Below are 19,999 nucleotides of genomic sequence, written 5' to 3' on the forward strand. Positions count from 1 at the left end.
CGCCTTAAGTGACCAGCTATGCGTCGACGAGGATGCGCTGGGATTCGATGACGCGCTTCACTGTTGCCGCGTACCAAGCCTTGCCGCCGTGAGCCGTGGGGACATTCCTCTCATTCAAGCTCTTGGCGATGGCGTTCATCGATATACCGCTCGCAAAGTCAGCGCGGATCGCCGTCACTACATCCTCGGGAAGAACGGGAAGTCTCCCGAAGCGAACTTTGCGCCCGTCCTTGGTTACGCCGTCGGCTTTGAGCCGGGAGATGTTCTCGCTGACGCGCTCGCTGATGAGTTCCCGCTCGAATTGCGCGGTTGAGGCCACGATATTGGCGGTTAGACGCCCTGTTGGGGTGCTTGTGTCCATGTTCTGAGTGATCAGGACAATGCCCCACCCCTTCCGGCTGGCTCGCTCCATCAGTCCAGCGAAGTCAACGACGCTGCGGCTCACCCGGTCTAGGCGGATCGCCATGAGGAAGTCTGCCTCGCCCGCGTCCAAGCGTTCAAGCGCTGCGATGAGGCCGGGCCTGTTCATGTTCTTGGCGCTGAGGCCTTCATCTGCCACGACCTCGACGTCCCAGCCGCGACGCTCGGCTTCTGCCAACAGTGCGGCCCGCTGCGTCTCCAACGATGCGCCGTAATCTGCCTGCCGCGCCGTCGAAACTCTTAGATACGCGAGCGCCAGGGGCTTGATGCGGGGGGCGGTTTTGGAGGACATGGCCCCATCCTATATACAAAAGAACTCTTTTGTATATAGGCGCCTCGAACAAACACCAAGTGTGGTGTTGGAGTGCCGCCCTCAGTGAGGTAGTAGAAGACTGGACTCTTCGCCCGGGCCTTCTTGTCGCCTGAACCGGTTGATAACCCGCCCGTCAGCAACGCGCATGAATCGGTAGAAAGCCTCGGGTCGGTGCTGTCGAAACAAGTAGAGTCCGCCCTTGAAACGAGTAGAGTCCGCTCTTGAGATAAGTGGCACCCACTCTAGCTGGGTTAAGTTCGGCACCGTAGGTTCGCTTTGTCTAGCTGCCCAGGGGGCACGCGACGCTCCCTACGATCCTAGCGGGAGCCGAGGCTTTGAACCGCGCCTGACGTTGATGTGTGATCGGTCCTCACCGTCTCAAGTCGCGCCGTCCGGCAGCCGCGACAGGTATCGATATATGAAAGTTGACCCCGATCTACGATTGGATACGGCGATGAAATGGACAAACCCAGGATGGAAGGGCAGCGCCACGACATCCCACACAATCAGAACACCCCGGTGGTTCCGTTCCACCGCCGTGGGCAGCGTCGTGCTGCTGGTAGCGGGCATGCTCTTCGGGATCGCTGCCGCGGCACCCGCACATGCCGCGGCCGGTACGATCGTTTCATTGACCTTCGATGACAATAACGCCGACCAGCTAGCGGCCGAACAGACCATGAAATCCCTCGGGCTCACCGGCACCTTCTACACCGTCTCCGGGTGGGTCGACCAGCCCGGCTACCTCACGCAAGCCAACCTGCAGCAGATGGCGGCCGACGGCAACGAGATCGGCGGCCATACAGTTACGCACCCCGACCTCGTCAACCTCCCCGCGGACGAAGCGACACGGCAGATCTGCAACGGTCGGGTCGCCCTGACCAATATGGGCTTCAAGGTCACCAGCTTTGCCTACCCCTTCGCCTCCCAGGATCCCAACACCCAGGCCATCGTGCAGAAGTGCGGATTCAACAGCGCACGCGGGCTCGGTGACCTGCAAAGCAAGGATCCGGCCTCGGCAGGATTGCCTGCCGCCGAAACCATTCCGCCAGCCAACCCCTACGACACCGCAGCCCCCTCCCAAGTGGACAGCACCTGGACCCTGCAGGACCTGCAAAACACCGTCACCAACGCCCAAGCCAGCGGCGGCGGCTGGGTACAACTGACCTTCCACCGCATCGCAACGGGCACCGACCCCACCCTGACCATCAGCCCCGACTTGTTTAACCAGTTCGCCCAATGGTTGGCCGACCAGAAGGCCGGCGGCGGGGTCGACGTCCGGACCGTGGACCAGGTTATCGGCGGAACCGTCCAGCCCGTCGTGTCCGGTCCCGATGTACCCGCCCCGGCGCCCGGGGCCAACATGATCCAGAACCCCGGTCTGGAGACCCTCGTCAACGGTATCCCGCAGTGCTGGGCCGCCGGCGGGTACGGCACGAACACGCCCACGTTCGCCGTCGTCAACCCGGGCCACACCGGCGCGAATGCCGAACAGCTCACCATGACCAACTACGTCGATGGCGACGCGAAACTCCTGCCCGCCTTGGACCTGGGCGGATGCTCTCCGCCGGGTACCGTCGGCCACACCTACCAACTCAAAGCCTGGTACAACTCGACCGCCCCCACCCAGTTCGAGCTCTACTACCGCACCGGCACCGGATACTGGCAATACTGGACCGCCAGTCCCCTGTTCAATGCTTCCACAGCCTGGACCCAGATCACCTGGACCACCCCTGCCTTGCCCGCCGGCGCCTCCGGCATCAGCTGGGGCCTGAACATCCAAACCAACGGCACGATCACGACCGACGATTACGAAATGTACGACACCGCCGACATCGCGCCACCTCCGACCCCGTAACTCCCGCACGCTTTTGAATAGACTCATCAGTGAGATCTACAAGCGAGGCATCCAAAGGGCCGCTTCCGATCATAGAAAGCGGCTCTTTGGTGTCTTGCTCTCGCGTTTAGTCAGTCAGCGGTGCGAAGCTTCGCCTGTTCTCGGAGCGCGAATGCGGCACCGGCGAGGTAGGCACGTTGGCCCGGCGTGGCGTCAAGCTCGCCCGAGTCGATCATCGCAAGGATGCCTTCGACCTGCTCAGCCGACTTTCCAGCGACGGAAGGAGGGAGACTCCCGGAGGCGTCTTCAGACTCGTTGCTGCTCATGGTTCGATTCTCCCGCATGTCGGTTCGTTGGTCATAGATCGGTTCCTCTGGGTTGGCTATTTTACGGACGGTGCGCCTGGTTCCGGCGGAGCGGGTGGCGCGGGCGGTGGCGTGGATTCCTTCGGGCCTTCGACGGTAAAGTCGATCGGTTCGTTGGGGTTCGTTGACTTGCGCACAGCTTTGACGAGCCAGTCGAACTCCTGCCCCGCGCTGCCGTAGCCGGTGAACTTGCCGTTAGCGATCCTGTCTGCCGACATGGGGACCGTGGCGCGTCCGATGGGCGTGAGCTGGATGTTCCGGTTTTCGGGGTAGGTCAGAGCCTCGAAGTACCCGGGCAGGGTGATGACCGCCTGCCCTGTCGAGTCCAGGGTTCCGGATCCCCAGTATTCGACACCGTTGTGCGGGGATTCGGTGGAGGCGTGCTTGAGGGACCACCCGGGGGTTGTCGGGTGGTCCATGACAAAGTTCTTCGTGCCCGAGACGGTAAGGCCGCCGGTCACGAGGATGGGGCCGTTCTGGGCTGTGGTGTAGACACCCGCGGTGCCCGCCCAGTTGCCCAGGTAGAAGGTGCCCGTGTTGGTGATATTCAGATAGGCAGCGCCCGATCCTGTGCTTCCGTAGACCTTCGCCCACGCCCCGCTGTCCTTAGCGGAGATGACGGCGTTGGAACTGCCGTTGGTCGAAGTGGAGGGGCCTGCAATGACCAGTTCGTTATAGCTCTGGAAGACCTGCGCTCCCGCGGTTTGGACGCCCCCGCCGTCGAATGTGCGGAAGGCGAGGATGGGGACGGTGCTTCCTACGCTTCCGCCGGCGGTGAGTGACGCCTGCCCGACATCGCCGACCGCGAAAAGAGTACCCGTGTTCGTATCAAGATGGATCACCTCTACGCCCGCCGGGCCGTACAGGTGCAGCCCGTTCAGGTCGGTACTGATGCCCTTGCCGCCGTCCTGACCGGTACTTGCGTTGAGTAGGATTGGCTGGGTTCCGAGGGCGCGGAGCTGCCGTTCGATGTTGAGGAAGCGCTGGACCAAGCCTTGATCCATGCCGAGGATTGCATTTACCATGCGGGGATTTCCTTAGTGAAGTTGTGTGTTCTTTGAGTTGTGGGAGTGGTTGTGGGGAGGGCTCCCGGTGGGTCAGCACAAATGCTCTCGCGCATGAGGTGGGCTCCGACCTTTGCGCCGGACGGGGTCAGGGTCAACGCTACTGAAGTCATTTGGGGTCCTAGGAGAGCCATCGAGCCCTGTCGCTGACGTGCGTGATGTTCATGCGGCTCCCTTGTCGAGTGCCATTGAGTAGTGGCCCCGGAAGTCGAGCTGGGCGACGTTGGTAGAGCCGTTTCGGTTCTTCGCTACGAGCATGGCGAGGTCGCCGCGCTTCTCGCCCATGATTTCCCGGTGGAGCAGGATCACCACGTCGGCGTCCTGCTCGACGGCGCCCGATTCGCGGAGGTCAGAGATCTTCGGCATCTGGTCATCCCGTTGTGTTGAGCCTCGGTTGAGCTGGGAGAGGGCCACGACGGGAATCTTCATGTCCATTGCCAGTATCTTCAGCTGGCGGGACATGTCCGCGACGAATTCGTGCCGCGGTCGCTTGTCGCCTGCTGGCTGGGACATCAATTGCAGGTAGTCCACGACGAGCCCGGCAAGTGGTTGCCTACGGTTCACCGAGCGGGCGAAGCGTTTGATGTCTGTGATCGTCACGCCCGAGTTGTCATCGACGTAGAGAGGGACGTTCTGCCATGCGGCCCGGCGGATACGGATCTTCTCCCAGTCCCCCGGAGTGAGATCTCGTTCGATAAGGCGCCTCAGGTCGATGCGCAGGTCCGCCGCCACAGCTCGCATCTGGACGTCCGCTGTGCTCATTTCTAACGAAGAGAACGCAACCGAGCCCTCCGCCGTGAGCGCCTTGGCAAGCTGGAGGGCTATCACTGACTTGCCCACTGACGGCCGAGCCCCGATCACGTACAAACCGCCCGGGCGCAGGCCGCCGATGATCGAGTTCAGCGCCGCCCATGGTGTGGGGATGTAGTTAGGCTTCTCGTCCAACTGCCCCAGCATGGCGTCGACGGTCTCGCCAAAGGACTGCACCGCCGACGTGGTGGCTTTGGATGTTGCATCGACGGCTTTCCGGGCGAGTTCTACTAGTTCCGACTCGTCTCCGGGTTGGTGGGCCATGGAGGCAATCCGGTGCCCAGCAGTGGCAAGGCGGCGGCGGACGGCCTGCTTCGCCACGATCTCCGCGTAATAGCCTGCGTTGGACGCTGAGGGCGTCCCTGCGGCGATTTCGTGGAGCTGTGCGGGTCCTCCGATGTTCGCGAGCTCTCCGGCCCCTGTGAGGGAGCCTGAGACGGTCACGACGTCGATCGGCTCACCGCGGCTCTGCATGTCGAGGATGGTCCGGAAGATCGTTTCGTGGGCGGGCCTATAGAAGTCCGCGCCGGTGAGGATCTCCGAGACATCCTGGATCGCATCCCGGGACAGCATCATCGCCCCGAGTACTGACCGTTCCGCCTCGATGTCCTGCGGGGGTGTCGTGGGCTCGTTCATGCGCTCGCCTGCATCCGGTGGAAGCTAGGATCCCAGGGGCTGTTGACCGGGATCTGCAACTGCCCTGACGGCTCGTCGTCCCAACGGCCCTCATTGAGCCATGTGGCCGGGTGCGGCGTGAACTTCTGATCTTTGCCGGCGACTTCCGTCCGGAGTGCTTCAACGCCTGACATGACCGTTTCGACGTCGGTGGACTTCAGCGCCTTGGCGAACGCCTTCTGGGCTGCCGCCTTAGCTACTTTTCGCGGATATCGCACCCAAAACGCATCAAAATCGGCGGTCGAAGATGAGCTAGATATCTTCTTCTTTTCTCTTCTCTTCTCTGGCATCGCCGGAGTATCCTCCGAGCATTGCTCGCCGGATGCTTGTCCGATGCTCGCGGCATGCTCAGTAGCATCCTCGGACTTTGAATCGGTCGCCCACCGTGCACGTGCGGCCTTTGTGGCCTTCTCGGAGCGCGTCTCCGCGGCCCGCGTAGTCCACATGGGGTTGTGTTCCTCAAAGTCGTGAATATAGACCTCGCCGAGCGGGACACTCGTCGGGCAGGTCTCGCAATCATGACCGGGGCGGTGCCACATCCCTGCGCTTGCGAGCAGGTCAGCGTCCGCCTGCGAAGCGAAGGATGTCCGGACCATGACCTTCTCCTTTGCGAAGCCGTCGGTTATGTGCTGACAGGACATGAGCACGCTGTGGATGTAAAGGACTACCGCGCCAGCGGATTCGGCAAGTACCTCCTGCACCTTCGGATTGCTGGTGAAGCCGAGGTCCATCTGCGTCCATAAGCGTTTGTCAGCCATGATTGGTCACCTCGACTTCTCCGAAGGCTGCCTCCCATGCTCTGGTGACCCTGGGGTGACCCTCGATGCTGTAAAGCAAGTCATCCCTCACCCACTGGAGGCTTTCTTGGACCGGAGCTGGTGAGAGGTCGCCAACGATCAGACGAACGACGTCGCCTGGTCGAGCGGACAGGAGCGCTTCGTCGGCGTGACGCTGCAATTCGCCCGCGTCGTAGGTGTTACGCCAGCGGAATGCCGTCACGTCGATGATCTGGACCGTGGAGAGAATCAAACGGTCACCGCCTCGTTGCGAACCAGTCGTACCCGGCAAGGTACAATTACAGAGGTTTCAAGCATTGATTTCGAAGGCGTCCCGGCTGGCAGGCAGGGGCGCTTTCCTTTTGGGTTCACGGTTACGCTGCCCCCCTCTTAGCGAAGGAGGTTGAGGGCCGGAGCAGGACTGCGATGCGGTTTATCAAGTCATCGGAGAGAGGCGGCGCTTCCGCAACGACCCTCGAAACGTAACCCGCAAACCTCTCCCGAGGGTGTGCTTCTCTCGTCATGCCTGTGCCTTTCCGTGGTTGTCGGAAGCGTTGGGGATCGGGGCCAGAAGGTCTTGGAGCTCGTTCAGATTGACCCGGATCATCCGGGGGCCGAGTCTGTATCCAGTGATACGTCCGGCGGCGATGTATCGGCGGATGGATTTGACGGAGACGCCTGCCGCGTCGGCTGCATCGGTCAGGTTGGCAAATTCGGGACTGGTCACAGGGATTCCTTAATGCGAAAGGCCGCAATGCGTTCACGCCCGGAAGGCGCGACCGATTACGGCCATGGTTGTTTGGGTGGGATGCCGATCTACTCGGCGGGAGATGCGCCCTGATTTTGGGCACAAAAAAACCCGAGCGGGGCTGCCGTTCGGGTTTCTGGCGCGAGGAGACTCTTAGTCCGATACCTCATGCGCAATTATAGATAACGTAGCGTGTCAGGGTTGAGAAGTCAATTTCTGACCTCACGCGGTGTGATTTGGGCACAAACGCCCGGGTGAGACTGTCATCGGGGGCGGGGAGTCCTACTTGGACTCAAGCACGCACACTCACTGAGTCCTCCACTCGATGCGGATCCTTTCTTCGTCAAAAGTTCGTGGCGCACTCTTCCGGACCGGATCAACGATGGGCACCATGAGCGCATCGATCACAGCCCGCTGACGCTCTAGCCCGGCGGATTCCCACCACGACCTAACATCCTCGGAAGCCGACGCGGGAACCAGGGCAGACCTTGCCGCTGCGGCCAAGTCCAAATCAACCTCTTCGAGCTTGCTTTGAATGCGGCTGGTAATAGCTTCCATCTGCTTTGCGGTAATCAAGCCGTCGGCAAAGCTGTTTGCGGCCGTGTCCAATCGCGCCCGTAGCGCAACAGCTTCCTCCTGTAAGCGCTGCTGCTGACCCAAGTCGTACGGTCCGCCGAGCTTGGCGATGACGCCCGGCTGATCTAACCTTCCCAAGACCGTCTCAGCGATGAGCTCCTCGACCGGCTGCGCAGTCTGGAAGGCATGACCTTCACCCTTAGTCGGGCACTTGTAGTAGAACTTGGACCGGCCCGCCCCGGCGGCGCGGGAGGATGTTTTCATGGCACTTCCACATGTGCCGCACACCAGTAGCCCGGCAAGCAGGTGCCTCACCCTGGAGTCAGCCTGCGTTCGGCGCGACGGGTTCGTGACAATGGCCCTGACAGTGTTCCACTCATCCTCAGAGATGATCGGGGGAAAGGCGGACTTGCCAACGATCTCCCCGCGGTAGGCCGATAACCCCGCATTCGTTGGCCGAAGGAGCATGTTTCTGACCGCCGTCGAAGTCCAATCCTGCCCGCGCCGGGTGCGAATACGGCGAGCGTTCAGATCGGTGACGATGGAGCCGATGCTAGCGCCAGCGATGGCCGCTGTAATGGCCTTACGGATCTCGGCGGCATCATCTTCGACAATGACCGGGACGCCGTTCTCCATCCTCCACCCGAACGGGACGGGTCCCCCACTGAAGGCGCCCGTCTGGGCAAGCTGTAGTTTCTTCCGCGTGATCCGCTCCGACTTGTGTTCGGATTCGTAGCGCGCCCAAGCGCCGAGCGTCCGGGCCACAGCCCGACCCGAGGGTGTGCTTAGGTCGATCTCCCCCGCCTTGACGGTCTGCGTCGTAATGCCCTGCTTTTCGGACACGTCGATGTATTCCTCAAGCTCACGGGGAGAGCGATGCAGGCGGTCGGTGTGCCAGGCAATGACTCCTTGGATGGTGCCGGCCTTCATCGCTTCGAGTAGTTCTCGGTACTGGGGACGAAGCCGACCGCTGTAGGCACTAATGTCGTTGTCGGCGTATACGCGGGCGACCTTCCAGCCTAGCTTGGCCGCAACTTCGCGGCAGTCTTGTTCTTGGCGCTGGACGCCAAGTCCCGCGCCTTCGTGGTCCTTGGATATGCGGCAGTAAATGGCTGCGCGGAAGTCTTCTGTCACAAGTTCGACAATACCGCGTCCGTAGTGCCTTGACATAGAACGCACTTGCGATGTTTCCACCGGCCAGGAGCGGCAGGGTGCACAGCTTGGTCACCGCATCGTGGGCGGAGTTTGCATGGATGGTGCACATGCCCGGCAGGCCCGAATTCAACGCAATCAGCATGTCCAGACTCTCGGCTTCCCGGACTTCGCCCACCACGAGACGGTCGGGCCGCATGCGCAGGGCCTCTTTGACAAGCCGGCGTAAGGGAATTTCGCCCTGGCCCTCCAGGTTTGGCTGGCGGCACTGGAGGCCAACGACGTCGCGCAGCGGGAAGTGGAGTTCAAAGATCTCTTCAACGGTGATGACCCGCTCCCGGGAGCCGATGTTTGCCGCGAGGCAGTTGAGCATCGTGGTCTTTCCAGCCTGGGTGGCTCCTGAAACGAGGATGTTCAATCCACTGGCCACCGCGGCTCCCAGGAATCGGGCTGACTCGGGCGTCAACGTACCCAATTCCACAAGGTGCTCGAGCCGGGTCGCCTTGACCACGAATTTGCGGATGTTCACCGCCCAATGGCGGCGTGTGACATCGGGAATGACGACGTGGAGCCGGGAGCCATCGGGCAGGGCCGCATCCACGAAAGGTGAGGAGAGGTCCAGCCTGCGTCCGGAGCTCTTGAGCATTCGCTCAACGAGATCGCGGACCTGCTGTTCGGTGAGGCTGATCGAGGTGAGTTCGGATTCGCCGTTCCTGGCAACGTAGACCTCGGCGGGGGCGTTGAGCCAGACCTCTTCGATCGTGGGATCGTCCAGAAGCGGCTGGAGCGGTCCGAAGCCCGCAACGGCGTCGAACACGTACTTGCGCGCAGTGTCCGGATGTCCCAAAGGAGGCAAGGGGCCCAGAAGCGCCCGCTCATCGTAGTCATTCACGGCAGCCTCTACGAGGCGGTGCACTTCAACTGATTGGCTCAACGGATCCAGTCCCCGCCGACGGATCAGCTCCCGCACTTCATCCTCGACGATGCGCAATGCATCCATTACTCCCCCAATTCAGCTTGGGCTCCCGGTGAACCGAAAACCATCAATGAGGTTAAAACTAGGCGAGATGACAACCCGGAAACAATCAAAATTGCGGTAACTGTGAATAACTCTTTACTCATTTATCGCACAGGGAACATAAGAAACTCTGGTCACACAGGAATCATTGTTTGCGCTTTCATTGGCAAACTCCGCCGATTGGATTATTCGGGGCAACTCCCGTGCAACCGCGCGGCAACGCGACCGCGAAATCCGCGCAAAGTGGGCCCGCTACTCGAGTGATGGCGGTGCTTAAATACGAGTGTTGACACCCTCATTGGGCCGCTCGTAGCGTCAAATAATCAGCGGCGTGCTATGGCCGAAGAAGATTTTCAGGTCCATTGGCGCGCTGCCGTTCCCATAAATTAATGCCCACGATGAGTACTGACGAAACCAGTTGTGCAAACAAATCACGCGAGCGCTAAAGGTCTCACCAGTCACGTTGCAGGCGCGACGAACGGACTCGGGATGCAAAGCAGGTGGATAGGGGCCTCCGGCCAAGGGCGGGGGCTCCCGATTGAGGGCCAACAGACCCATCGAAAGACGACTGCCATGGCGGGAGTCGTGCTTCTCTTAGCAACGCTCTTCAACGCGACCATTTTGACCCAGCCGGCACACGCAGCGGGTCCTCTTGTCGTCACGTTGACATTCGATGACGCCAACGCCGACCAGATGGCGGCGGCGAACTATTTGAATTCCAAGGGGATGTTCGGGACATTCTTCCTTCCCTCCGGCTATCTGAATGCGACTGATCCAAATGGTGGACCGCCCCCGTACATGACGACCGCCCAGGGGCTCGCCCTCCAGACGGCAGGCAATGAGATCGGCGGGCACACTGTCACGCACCCGGACCTTGCACAGATGGACGCGAACGAGGTGGCACGGCAGGTATGCAATGACCGCGTCAACCTGAACACGATGGGCTTCCGGGTAACCAACTTTGCCTATCCGTTCGCATCCAGCACGCCCGCAGTCCAACAAACAGTTGCCAACTGCGGCTACAACAGCGCACGCGGCCTTGGCGATCTGAAGAGCAAGGTTGCGCCGACACTTACGGAAGTTGCTGAGCCGTTGCCCGTTCCTTCCTCAGACCTCTTCTTCACGAAAGCGCCCGACGAGGTCGACAGCACGTGGACAGTGGCTGACATGCAGGCCGTTGTGACCCAGGCAGAGCCTGTCGGCGGGTGGGTGCAATTGACGTTCCACCACTTCGATGTCCAAACGGACCCCCTGAGTGTGACGACTGCCAATTTCCACAGCTACGTCGATTGGCTGGCGGCCGAACAAACCGCGGGCAAGATCGTAGTCAAGACAGTCCGCCAGGTCATGGCGGCCCAGTTCCCTGACCCGAGCAACCCCGCCTTGGACGTGAACAAGCCGCTCGTCAACGGACCGGCTGCACCTCCTCCGATCACCACCGGAAACCTTATTCAGAACCCCAGCCTGGAAACGCCCGGTCCGGTAGCCACTGGACTCCCGTATTGCTGGGCCGTCGGCGCATACGGCACGAACACCCACACCTTCAGCAGCGTGTCGCCTGGCCACACGGGCTCGGTTGCCGAAAAACTGGTGGTTTCCGGCTATGTTAGTGGCGATGCCAAGCTCCTGCCGACCTTGGACCTGGGCCAGTGTGCCCCGAGCGCCATACCCGGCCACGTCTACCAGATGTCGGCTTGGTATCAATCGACGGCCCTGACCCAGTTCGAGCTGTACTACCGAACCGGGTTGGGAACCTGGAACTACTGGACGGCAAGTCCCCAATTCGCCGCCTCGACAGGCTGGACCCAGGCAACCTGGACTTCGCCGCCGGTACCGGCCGGAGCGACCGCCATCAGCATGGGATTGAACCTGCTGAGCAATGGAACACTGATCACGGACGACTACGGGCTGTATGACTCGATCGGCGCTCCGAGCGTCTTCAAATCGATGACGCCGGCAAGGTTGCTCGACACCCGCAATAGTGCCGTGGTGGGACCGAACGGGACCGTGTCATTCCAGGTCGCCGGAGTCAACGGCATCCCCGCAAATGTCAACGCCGTGACGTTCAACCTGACGGTCACAGAGCCGAGCTCGTTCGGGTTCGTTACAGCTTTTGCCTCCGGGTCTACCAAGCCGAATGCCTCCAACTTGAACTATGACAGATCCCAAACCGTACCCAACCTCGTGACGGTTCCGGTGGGGGCGGACGGAAAGGTAAGCCTCTACAACGCGTCAAACGGCACTGCTCAACTCATCGCCGACGCCTCCGGCTACTACACCACAGCCGCCTCCCAGTCGCCCGGCGAGTTCCAGCCGATGACGCCGAGTAGATTCCTCGACACCCGGAATGGAAACATTCCAGTTGGGCCCAAGGGAACAGTCTCGTTCCAAGTGGGCGGCGTCAACGGCATTCCCGCGGCAGTCTCGGCAGTTACCTTCAACCTCACGGTCACCAGTCCAACGTCCTTCGGCTTCGTGACAGCGTACGCATCGGGGACCACCCGGCCGAACGCATCGAATCTGAACTATGACAAAGCACAAACTGTCCCCAACAGCGTTACGGTGCCGGTGGGAACGGACGGAAAGGTCACCCTCTACAACGAGTCCACAGGCACCGCGCAACTGATAGCCGATGTTTCCGGATACTACCTGGCTGGCGGACCCGCAACAGTTTCCGGAGCCTTCCAAGCTGTTGCTCCAACGAGGTTCCTTGATACCCGAAATACCCCCAACAACGCCGTAGGACCTGGCGCGACCATTGCATTCCAGGTTGGCGGTGTAAGCGGGGTTCCTACAACGGTTGGCGGTGTGGTGTTCAACCTCACGGTTACCCAGCCGACGTCGTTCGGATTCGTCACTGCGTACCCGTCCGGAACCACCTTGCCCGCGACGTCGAACCTGAATTATGCGACAGCGCAAACGGTACCCAACCTGGTCACGGTGCCAACCGGAACAGACGGAAAGGTTGCTCTGTACAACCGCTCATCGGGCACAGCCCAACTCGTAGCGGACGTCTCAGGGTACTTCCTGCCCTGAGATCCTGATTCCCTTCTAAAAGAAACGCTCCGTCCCGGCTCGCCATGGCAAGCCGGGACGGAGCGCTTCCGGGCAGATGTCACCCAGCTAGTAATTGATCCATTTGCAAGCAAACTGGGTGTTGCCCGCCGAAAGCGCCGCAATACCGATCCCCCAAGCGCAGACCGCATAGGTTCCCCTTTGGGTCACCGGGATAGAGGCAGTGTAGCCATGGTCTCCAGCCACTTGAAAGACTCCATTGACGTCAGGCCTGGCGCCATTCGCAACGTACGCGGTGCCTCGGGTTGAGCCGTCAGGGGAAGTCACGTAGACATGAACGGGAATACTCGCGCTGGTTATCGCGGGGTCCATGGCCCAGCCAGTAGCGATGAGGGATGAACCGTCCACTTTGACAGACTCCAGGTAGCCTATGGGTGCCGGAGTGCTCGGGGCGATGACGGACTGACACCCGAGTAGCGTGTTTCCGAGGGGGAACTGGCTGACAGCGAGCCCGTAGGAACAAATGCGGTACGTTCCGGGTTTCTTGATCGGAATAGAGATCTGATAGCCATGATTTCCCATGGTTCCCATCACCCGGTTCACGTCATCGCGAGCCTCGCTGGCTTTGTATGCTGCACTCGTCGTGGCGCCGTCAGGATCTGTGACATAGATGTGGACGGGTATGGAAGCCGCCGGAGTTCCAGGATCCAACGTCCAACCCCTGACTTCAATGGACGGCGTAGCAGCAGCTGTGTTCGCGGCCACACTCTCCAAGTAGCCGATCGGAGCGGGCGTCACCGGAGGCGTCATCGACTTACAGCCCAGGAAACTGTTTCCTTGTGCAAAGCGTGTGACCGCCAAACCGTAGGCGCATACCGTATATTGCCCGGACATCGTCACAGCGGTGTCGCCCGTAAATCCATGGTTTCCAGCCACTTGCATGACGCTATTCACATCTGCGCGCGGCTGATCGGCGGACAGGACCTGAGGCACGGTATTCCCGCTTGGGTCAGTCACATAGATGTGAACGGGGATTTGCACCGATGGAGTGCCCGGGTCATAGCTCCAACCTACTGATCGCAGCGTCGGCCGCCCGTTCGCCATGACGAGGCTCAGCGACTCAAGGTATCCGTACGGAGCCGCCGATCCTTCGAGGGTCAGAGAGCGGCAACCAAGATCCGTAGGCCCGGCACTGCTGGCCAGCGCGTACACGCAAACCCGGTAGGTTCCCGCCGCCGTCAAGTCGAAGGACCGGGAAAAGCCGTGATTGCCACTGACCTGCATGATCCTGTTCACATCCGGGCGGGGCTGATCTGCGGTAAGTGGGTAGGCGGTTTGCACGCCGTCGGGAGTAGTGACGTAAATATGGACGGGAGAGGATTCAGACGGCTTCGCACTGTCGTAGGCCCACCCACTGACGTCAAGGGACGCCTTATCGCCCGACCGGTTAATCGCGACCGATTCTGCATACCCCACAGCTGCTGGAGCTGGCGGGCTGATCGTCACGCTGGCTGCAGAATCGCTGACGGAGTCGATGCTCACGCGGGTGCCAGCATGAGTGACGAATGTCTGACCTGCTTGCCAGGCCTGGGTAGAGCTGTAGTATCCGTTAAACGCTGAGGGCCGGGTGTCCGTAGGCAGCAGGATTGAGGTGTTGCCCGCGCCCTGCTGAGTGATCTTCACCCCGCGGTTTCCCCCCTGCGCGACCGCAGCGTCATACCCGACAGGTGCCCTAAGTTCGAGGAAGTAGACCTCGCCCGACTTGGGGTCGGTAAACTTCGCGGCCCGGTTTGCTCCTTGGCCCGCCCACGGTCTGAGCGTCACGCTCCGCGGCGTCGACGGTATTCCCAGATCAGAGATCTCATCTCCGTTTCCGAAGCGGCCTGCCTCCCAGAGGGTTGCACTGAGCTGCGGCGTAACGTCAAAATGCGCAATCCCCATGACATCGAGATTGTCGCCGTAGGGCTTTATAGAGCATGTGGCGTCGGCGAAGCCTCCATAAGGGCCCGATGCCACATCCATCACACCGCTGCCGCACTGAAGACTGTTGGCATGATCGAGCCCCAGCGCATGGCCGAATTCGTGGGTCAACGCTGGAGAACTAAGTCGGCTTATTTGGGGCATCAGGATTCGCCCGCCCGTAGTGCCGTTGCTGTACGTCATTCCGGCGGCACCGCTGCTGAGGTAGGCGCCCGGGACAAACATCACCAGGGCCGTGTAGGGACTCTGCGTCCAGCCCAGCTCACTGGAAACGATGTCAACGATTTCTGCAGGCGATTGCGTAGATCTTGCAGCCGACTTATGCAGTCGCAGTACATTTACCGTGGCAATGTCGACCCGACCAACAGTCATGCTTGCCCAATACCCATGGGCAGCACTAAGGGCTCCTTGGACAGCAGTCATGGGCACCGCAGCATCGGTTTCAGCGGCCGATTTGTCCGCGAGTTGCACCGTCACAAGGGTGGTCTTCAAAGTCCCGGCAAGCGGCGCACTTACGTAGCTGTAGTCAGCTCCGACCCTGTGCGGCGGAGGTCCCGACCGAACGAAGTCATCCGGCTGGTCCGGTGGGCTTGGGTCTCTCACGGCCGGAGCGGCCAATGAGGGTGTCCCAGTAGACCCCGCCGACAAGGCAGTGGCAGACGATGGGAGGCCCGCTGATACGATCAGGGCGGCGACCGCGGCCGCTACAAGATTCATTTTTCGCAAGATTGCTCGCTTATTGGGTGAGACCTCGGGTTGCCACCGTCGGTAAGCACTGGTCGGGTTCTTACATGATAGACGCTGAATCTCATCTATCACCCCAAAAACTTCAACCACAGCAGTCCCAAATGCACCAGGCACCTTCGTGGCGTCCTCGGAGATTCCGGGCAGGAAAAGGCGGGACAGCTTGTCCGCCACCCACAGGTTGAACCGCTAGGGTTATCAAGACGCAAGTCGCAGCTTTGCCAGTAATCGAAAGGACCCCTGGTGCATCATCGGTCGATTCTCCGAGCGACAGGAGGTCTCCTGTTGCTCGGTATCAGCCTTGCCGGCTGTGCCAGTCCGGCCGCCAAGGACAACATCCGTGGCGCGCTCACCGCAGTTGGAAGTCCCCTTCAAAGCGCTCCCATTGATGCCTGGGCCAACGCGTGGCAAAAGTCCTTCAAGGCAACATCGCTGAATTACTCGCCGGACGGCGCCAGCGTAGGGCTGACAGCGTTGGCCACGGGGCAGGCCTATTACGCGGCAGTCGACGCGCCTTTGACGACAGCGCAGCAGGACCAGACGAAGCCCCAGTGCGGCCCTGGCGGAGCGTTTAGCGTGCCTACTTCCATTACCCTCGTCGGAGTTGCCTTCAATGTACCCAGCATCCACGGGTTGAAGCTCTCACCAGAGTTGCTCGCACGGATATTTTCCGGAGATATCAATCGTTGGAATGACAAGGCAATCGCCGCGATCAATCCCGGAAGCAACTTCCCGGACCTCCCCATCGTGCCGGTCACCGCAAGCAGCCCTTCAGCTCTGACTTCCGTCAGCACTCGATATCTTTCCACGTCACCTGGATGGACGACCGGCACAACGGATAGGTGGAAAAGGGTTCCGGGTGGCGCGGAAGTCAAGAATTTCAGCGATATCGCGAAGAAAGTCGATGATACAGCCGGTTCCATCGCCTTCATGGACTCGGCATCCATCGGATCCCGCTTTGATACCGCCCTGTTGACTTTCGGCGGCAGCTACGTCCGTATGTCCAAAGACTCGGTTGCCGCAGCAGTCCAGGAGGGCACCTCCACGACGACTGGAACGGGCGTCGAGTTTAAGCTCCCGGAGAAGACCGAGCAGGGCTACGCTCTGGGGTCTGTCAACTACCAAGCATTCTGCACTACGTACAAAAATAATCAGGTTGCGTCCCTCGTGAAGTCCTGGGGGGAGTTCGTGGTCAGCCCCGACGGCCAGGTCGCCTCAACATATTTCGCCGGCGTAGCGTCCCCGAGTGAACAGTCCCTCGACGATTCCGCAGTCCTGATAAAGAAGATCGGGAGTGCCCAGTGATCGATCCCCCAGCCATTCATGGACGCCTCGCTCCAAACGTCGAGGAGCAGGCCAAGCCGCGCCCGGAACGGTTCGGTGTCCGGCCGCGCGCCGTATCTCCCGGGACGAAGGCAGGCTTCAGGTTCTTCATCCGCATTTTCGCCTTGTTGTCAGCTCTCATTACTTTATGGATTCTCGCGACACCGCTAATGGCCTACCCCGACGAGCCTGCCCACACCATCAAGGCAGCCGCTGTGGCCAGGGGCCAGTTCTTCCCAGGCCCGGGAGAGTCGTACGGCAACGGCGTCCACGTCCAGGTCCCTTCCTACATCGCGAACATTGGCTCGCAGCGGTGTTTCGCATTCACGAGGGAAAAGTCCGCTGCCTGTGCGCCGAACATCCCTCTTGATGACACGTACACCACCATCGGTGTGACCTCAGCCGGTTTGTACAATCCCTTCTACTATTGGCTGGTCGGTTTACCCAGTTTGGTAATGTCCGGGGCACCTGCCGTATTCGCCATGCGAATCGTCAGTGGCCTGATGTCAGCAGCCTTCTACGCCGCTGGCTTCACCGCTTTGTCGCGGCTCCGCCATCCCAAATGGCCGATCATTGCCGCTGCAGCGGCCACCACCCCCATGGTTTTGTTCCTGGCAAGCGGAATCAATCCAAACTCGTTGGAAGTCGCGGCCTCCATGGCTGCGTTCTGCGGCTTTGTGTCAATTCTCGAAAACTCACGACGACTTCATCTGGCGCGACCTGGCATCCTGGCAGTGGGCGTCTCGGCCGCAACGCTCGCCAACACCAGGAACGTGTCATTGTTGTGGTTGCTATGCGGCGCCGTTGTCGCGTGCCTTTTCTTCCGACGCTCGGACATAGCGGCGGTTTTCCGCAATCGAACGTTGCTGATCGTCGCCAGTGTGTCCGCCGTCGGGGTCGCTCTCGGTGTGCTGTGGAATTTCGTCATGCTGTCCGCTCCCCCTTCAGCAGGAGAAGCGCCCGCGGGAATCTCCAACGTGGTCGAAGGCCTACGTCCGACCAACGCCTTCGTTACCATGCTGGACCGAGCCTTTGACTTCGTTCCCCAGTACATCGGCGTTGCAGGCTGGCTCGACACCCCGGTGCCGCAAGCCGTGATGATGTTCTGGGGCACACTTCTGATGGCCCTCTTGTTGTCGGTATTCACGATGCGCCCAGCCCGATTGCAACTGGGATTCTGGGTCGCAATCGGCATGCTGGCAGCAGTGCCGGCCTTGGTCCAAGCGGCGTTGGTCACGAGCAGCGGCTATATCTGGCAAGGTCGCTACAACCTGCCGCTTTTCGCCATCGCGGTCATTTCCGCCGGGCTTGCCCTGAGGTTCCGCTCGTTCAAGTCCACTCTCGTCAGCAGAAGACTGACGAAAATCTTGCTTTGGACCACCTGCGCAGCCCATCTCTATGGCTTTGTATACATTCTCCGGCGGTATGTCGTTGGCCTGCCGGACTCAGCCAACTGGCTGGTGATGTTGACCAAACCTGAGTGGCAACCTCCGCTGTCCTGGGAGGCACTCACCGTACTACTGGCTGTTGTGCTGCTGGTTGCGGCCTCGCAGCTTTTTGCCTTCCTTCATCCAGGCGCCCACTTCCTCCCAGCGAGGCTAGTGGGTGCCCTGAACGGCCTCCTGGGCAGGAACCGTGCGGCAGCGGGACAGCTTCCTCGAAACGGCTCCGCAGCGTAGGACTTTTGAATAGCCGCAGACGAATAGCAAAACAGATGGGCCTGGCCGGGCAATTCGCCCGGCCAGGCCCATCTGTAATCATCGTCCGATTCCGCCCTAGCCGCGGAGGTACGCCGCCAACCGGTCGGAACTACGGGCCGGAACGAAGCCGGTCCGCTTGATCTTGCTCAAGTCGAGGACGCTGTTCAAGGGCCGCGGTGCCGCTTCCTTGTCCGCGAAATACTCCTTGGTGCTCACGCCGGTGACGTCGTCGCGCGACGCGCCCCGGAGCTCATAGACGTCTCCCGCGATGTCCGCCCACGATTGCGGTTCGCCATCGTTGCTGAGGTTGTAGACGCCATAGGCCGCCTTGGATTCAAGCAAGTGCCTGATTCCCGCAGCGATGTCCTCGGTGAAACTGAGCCGGCCGATCTGGTCGTCGACGACGCTCGGCTTGATCCCGCGGTCAGCGAGGGACGCCATGGTCCGGACGAAGTTATTGCCTTCGCCGATCACCCAACTGGTGCGCACGATGTAGTGTCGGGGCACTACGCTTACGACGGCGTCGCCGGCCGCCTTTGTCTGGCCGTAGACTCCCAGCGGGGTGAAGGCTTCGTCCTCCCCGTGGGTCTCGTCGGTACCGTCGAAAACGTAGTCCGAGGAAACATGGACAAGGGTCAAATCGTGGTCGACGGCGGTCTTGGCCAGGCGAGCCACTGCGGCGACATTGGCTTCCCACGCGGCTTTCCTGCCGGCGGGCGTTTCCGCAGCGTCGACGGCGGTGTACGCAGCCGCGTTGATGATCGTGGAGTAGTTCTTCCAGTTACGGGCCGCGAACGAGTCCTCGCTGGACAAATCGAACTCGGCCCGGCCGGCGAACTCAACGGACGTGTCGCCGTCGTACATCTCCCGCAAGGCCTTGCCGAGCTGCCCGTTGGCGCCCACCACAAGGACCTTCTTCGGCGGCATGGGGGTCACATCAGCCAACCGCGGGTGGGCCTTGTCCTTGTCGGACAGTTCGGCCTGTTCAAGCGGGACTGGCCACGCAATGGCAGCGGTCTCGTCCGCGAGGTTCAGGAACGTGTATTGGCTCTGCGCGTCTGCAGACCAGTGATCGTTGACGAGGTACGTGTACGCAGTATTGTCCTCAAGCGTCTGGAATGCATTGCCTACCCCGCGCGGAATGAAGATGGCCTGGCTCGGGTCAAGCTCCGCGGTGAAGACCGCGCCGAAAGAAGGACCTTCACGCAGGTCGACCCACGCACCGAAGATCCGGCCCGTCGCTACCGAAATGAATTTATCCCAAGGCTCGGCGTGAATGCCGCGCGTAGTACCGGCCTTCTCGTTGAAGGAGATGTTGTTCTGGACGGGACGGAAGTCCGGCAGTCCAAGTGCCACCATTTTCTCCCGCTGCCAGTTCTCCTTGAACCAGCCGCGGTTATCGCCGTGGACCGGCAGGTCATAGAGAACCACACCTGGAATCGGCGTTTCGTGTGCTGCAAGCGGCTTAGAGAATTCCAATGTCATC

The 19,999-nt window shown here is 60.8% G+C and carries 15 protein-coding genes; 4 read left to right on the forward strand and 11 right to left on the reverse strand.

Annotated elements, in window-relative coordinates; all coding sequences use genetic code 11:
- Positions 1-16: 16 nt before the first annotated feature.
- Positions 17-712: a recombinase family protein gene (locus tag L0B83_RS02995; RefSeq protein ID WP_234756828.1), complete on the reverse strand. Its 696-nt coding sequence runs from the start codon at positions 710-712 to the stop codon at positions 17-19.
- A gap of 475 nt (positions 713-1,187) precedes the next feature.
- Between L0B83_RS02995 and L0B83_RS03000 the strand changes: the two genes are divergently transcribed.
- The gene (locus L0B83_RS03000) at positions 1,188-2,588 is read left to right on the forward strand and encodes a polysaccharide deacetylase family protein (protein ID WP_234756830.1); all 1,401 of its coding nucleotides are present in this window, start codon (positions 1,188-1,190) and stop codon (positions 2,586-2,588) included.
- A gap of 110 nt (positions 2,589-2,698) precedes the next feature.
- Here L0B83_RS03000 and L0B83_RS03005 read toward each other — a convergent pair whose 3' ends face one another.
- The 8 genes from L0B83_RS03005 to L0B83_RS03040 form a co-directional block, all read right to left on the reverse strand.
- Positions 2,699-2,893, reverse strand: coding sequence for a hypothetical protein (locus L0B83_RS03005; RefSeq protein ID WP_234756832.1), 195 nt, complete (start codon positions 2,891-2,893; stop codon positions 2,699-2,701).
- Positions 2,894-2,949: 56 nt separating this feature from the next.
- Positions 2,950-3,957, reverse strand: coding sequence for a hypothetical protein (locus L0B83_RS03010; RefSeq protein WP_234756834.1), 1,008 nt, complete (start codon positions 3,955-3,957; stop codon positions 2,950-2,952).
- 201 nt (positions 3,958-4,158) lie between these two features.
- Complete coding sequence (locus L0B83_RS03015) at positions 4,159-5,442, reverse strand: replicative DNA helicase (RefSeq protein ID WP_234756836.1); 1,284 nt, start codon at positions 5,440-5,442, stop codon at positions 4,159-4,161.
- Positions 5,439-6,239 (reverse strand): LvrA C-terminal domain-related protein, encoded by an 801-nt coding sequence (locus L0B83_RS03020; protein WP_234756838.1) that lies wholly within the window; start codon positions 6,237-6,239, stop codon positions 5,439-5,441. The genes L0B83_RS03015 and L0B83_RS03020 overlap by 4 nt, the downstream gene beginning before the upstream one ends.
- The gene (locus tag L0B83_RS03025) at positions 6,232-6,549 is read right to left on the reverse strand and encodes a hypothetical protein (RefSeq protein ID WP_234756839.1); all 318 of its coding nucleotides are present in this window, start codon (positions 6,547-6,549) and stop codon (positions 6,232-6,234) included. Before L0B83_RS03025 ends, L0B83_RS03020 begins: the two co-directional genes overlap by 8 nt.
- 228 nt (positions 6,550-6,777) lie before the next feature.
- A complete protein-coding gene (locus L0B83_RS03030; RefSeq protein WP_234756840.1) occupies positions 6,778-6,984 on the reverse strand; it encodes a helix-turn-helix transcriptional regulator in 207 nt (68 codons plus the stop codon).
- A 327-nt stretch (positions 6,985-7,311) separates the two neighbouring features.
- Positions 7,312-8,679, reverse strand: coding sequence for a recombinase family protein (locus L0B83_RS03035; protein WP_234756990.1), 1,368 nt, complete (start codon positions 8,677-8,679; stop codon positions 7,312-7,314).
- Positions 8,561-9,733 (reverse strand): TadA family conjugal transfer-associated ATPase, encoded by a 1,173-nt coding sequence (locus L0B83_RS03040; RefSeq protein ID WP_234756841.1) that lies wholly within the window; start codon positions 9,731-9,733, stop codon positions 8,561-8,563. Before L0B83_RS03040 ends, L0B83_RS03035 begins: the two co-directional genes overlap by 119 nt.
- A 603-nt stretch (positions 9,734-10,336) precedes the next feature.
- On the opposite strand from L0B83_RS03040, the gene L0B83_RS03045 reads away from it, so the two are divergent.
- Positions 10,337-12,787 (forward strand): polysaccharide deacetylase family protein, encoded by a 2,451-nt coding sequence (locus tag L0B83_RS03045; RefSeq protein WP_234756842.1) that lies wholly within the window; start codon positions 10,337-10,339, stop codon positions 12,785-12,787.
- Positions 12,788-12,874: 87 nt separating this feature from the next.
- Here L0B83_RS03045 and L0B83_RS03050 read toward each other — a convergent pair whose 3' ends face one another.
- Positions 12,875-15,223, reverse strand: a complete 2,349-nt coding sequence (locus L0B83_RS03050; RefSeq protein ID WP_234756843.1) for a hypothetical protein — start codon at positions 15,221-15,223, stop codon at positions 12,875-12,877.
- A gap of 552 nt (positions 15,224-15,775) precedes the next feature.
- Between L0B83_RS03050 and L0B83_RS03055 the strand changes: the two genes are divergently transcribed.
- Positions 15,776-16,795 (forward strand): substrate-binding domain-containing protein, encoded by a 1,020-nt coding sequence (locus L0B83_RS03055; protein WP_234756844.1) that lies wholly within the window; start codon positions 15,776-15,778, stop codon positions 16,793-16,795.
- Positions 16,792-18,492, forward strand: a complete 1,701-nt coding sequence (locus L0B83_RS03060; RefSeq protein ID WP_234756845.1) for a DUF2142 domain-containing protein — start codon at positions 16,792-16,794, stop codon at positions 18,490-18,492. The genes L0B83_RS03055 and L0B83_RS03060 overlap by 4 nt, the downstream gene beginning before the upstream one ends.
- 96 nt (positions 18,493-18,588) lie before the next feature.
- Here L0B83_RS03060 and L0B83_RS03065 read toward each other — a convergent pair whose 3' ends face one another.
- Positions 18,589-19,998 carry a sugar nucleotide-binding protein gene (locus L0B83_RS03065; protein WP_234756846.1) on the reverse strand — a complete coding sequence of 470 codons (1,410 nt, stop codon included), beginning with the start codon at positions 19,996-19,998 and terminating at the stop codon, positions 18,589-18,591.
- Position 19,999 lies beyond the last annotated feature (1 nt).

This window comes from Arthrobacter alkaliphilus (assembly GCF_021483235.1).
GTDB lineage: Bacteria > Actinomycetota > Actinomycetes > Actinomycetales > Micrococcaceae > Arthrobacter > Arthrobacter alkaliphilus.

Bases quoted from the DNA above. Each gene is read 5' to 3' on its own strand.
- L0B83_RS02995 (WP_234756828.1), bottom strand. From the start codon at position 712: ATGTCCTCCAAAACCGCCCCCCGCATCAAGCCCCTGGCGCTCGCGTAT.
- L0B83_RS03000 (WP_234756830.1), top strand. From the start codon at position 1,188: ATGAAATGGACAAACCCAGGATGGAAGGGCAGCGCCACGACATCCCAC.
- L0B83_RS03005 (WP_234756832.1), bottom strand. From the start codon at position 2,893: ATGAGCAGCAACGAGTCTGAAGACGCCTCCGGGAGTCTCCCTCCTTCC.
- L0B83_RS03010 (WP_234756834.1), bottom strand. From the start codon at position 3,957: ATGGTAAATGCAATCCTCGGCATGGATCAAGGCTTGGTCCAGCGCTTC.
- L0B83_RS03015 (WP_234756836.1), bottom strand. From the start codon at position 5,442: ATGAACGAGCCCACGACACCCCCGCAGGACATCGAGGCGGAACGGTCA.
- L0B83_RS03020 (WP_234756838.1), bottom strand. From the start codon at position 6,239: ATGGCTGACAAACGCTTATGGACGCAGATGGACCTCGGCTTCACCAGC.
- L0B83_RS03040 (WP_234756841.1), bottom strand. From the start codon at position 9,733: ATGGATGCATTGCGCATCGTCGAGGATGAAGTGCGGGAGCTGATCCGT.
- L0B83_RS03065 (WP_234756846.1), bottom strand. From the start codon at position 19,998: ATGACATTGGAATTCTCTAAGCCGCTTGCAGCACACGAAACGCCGATT.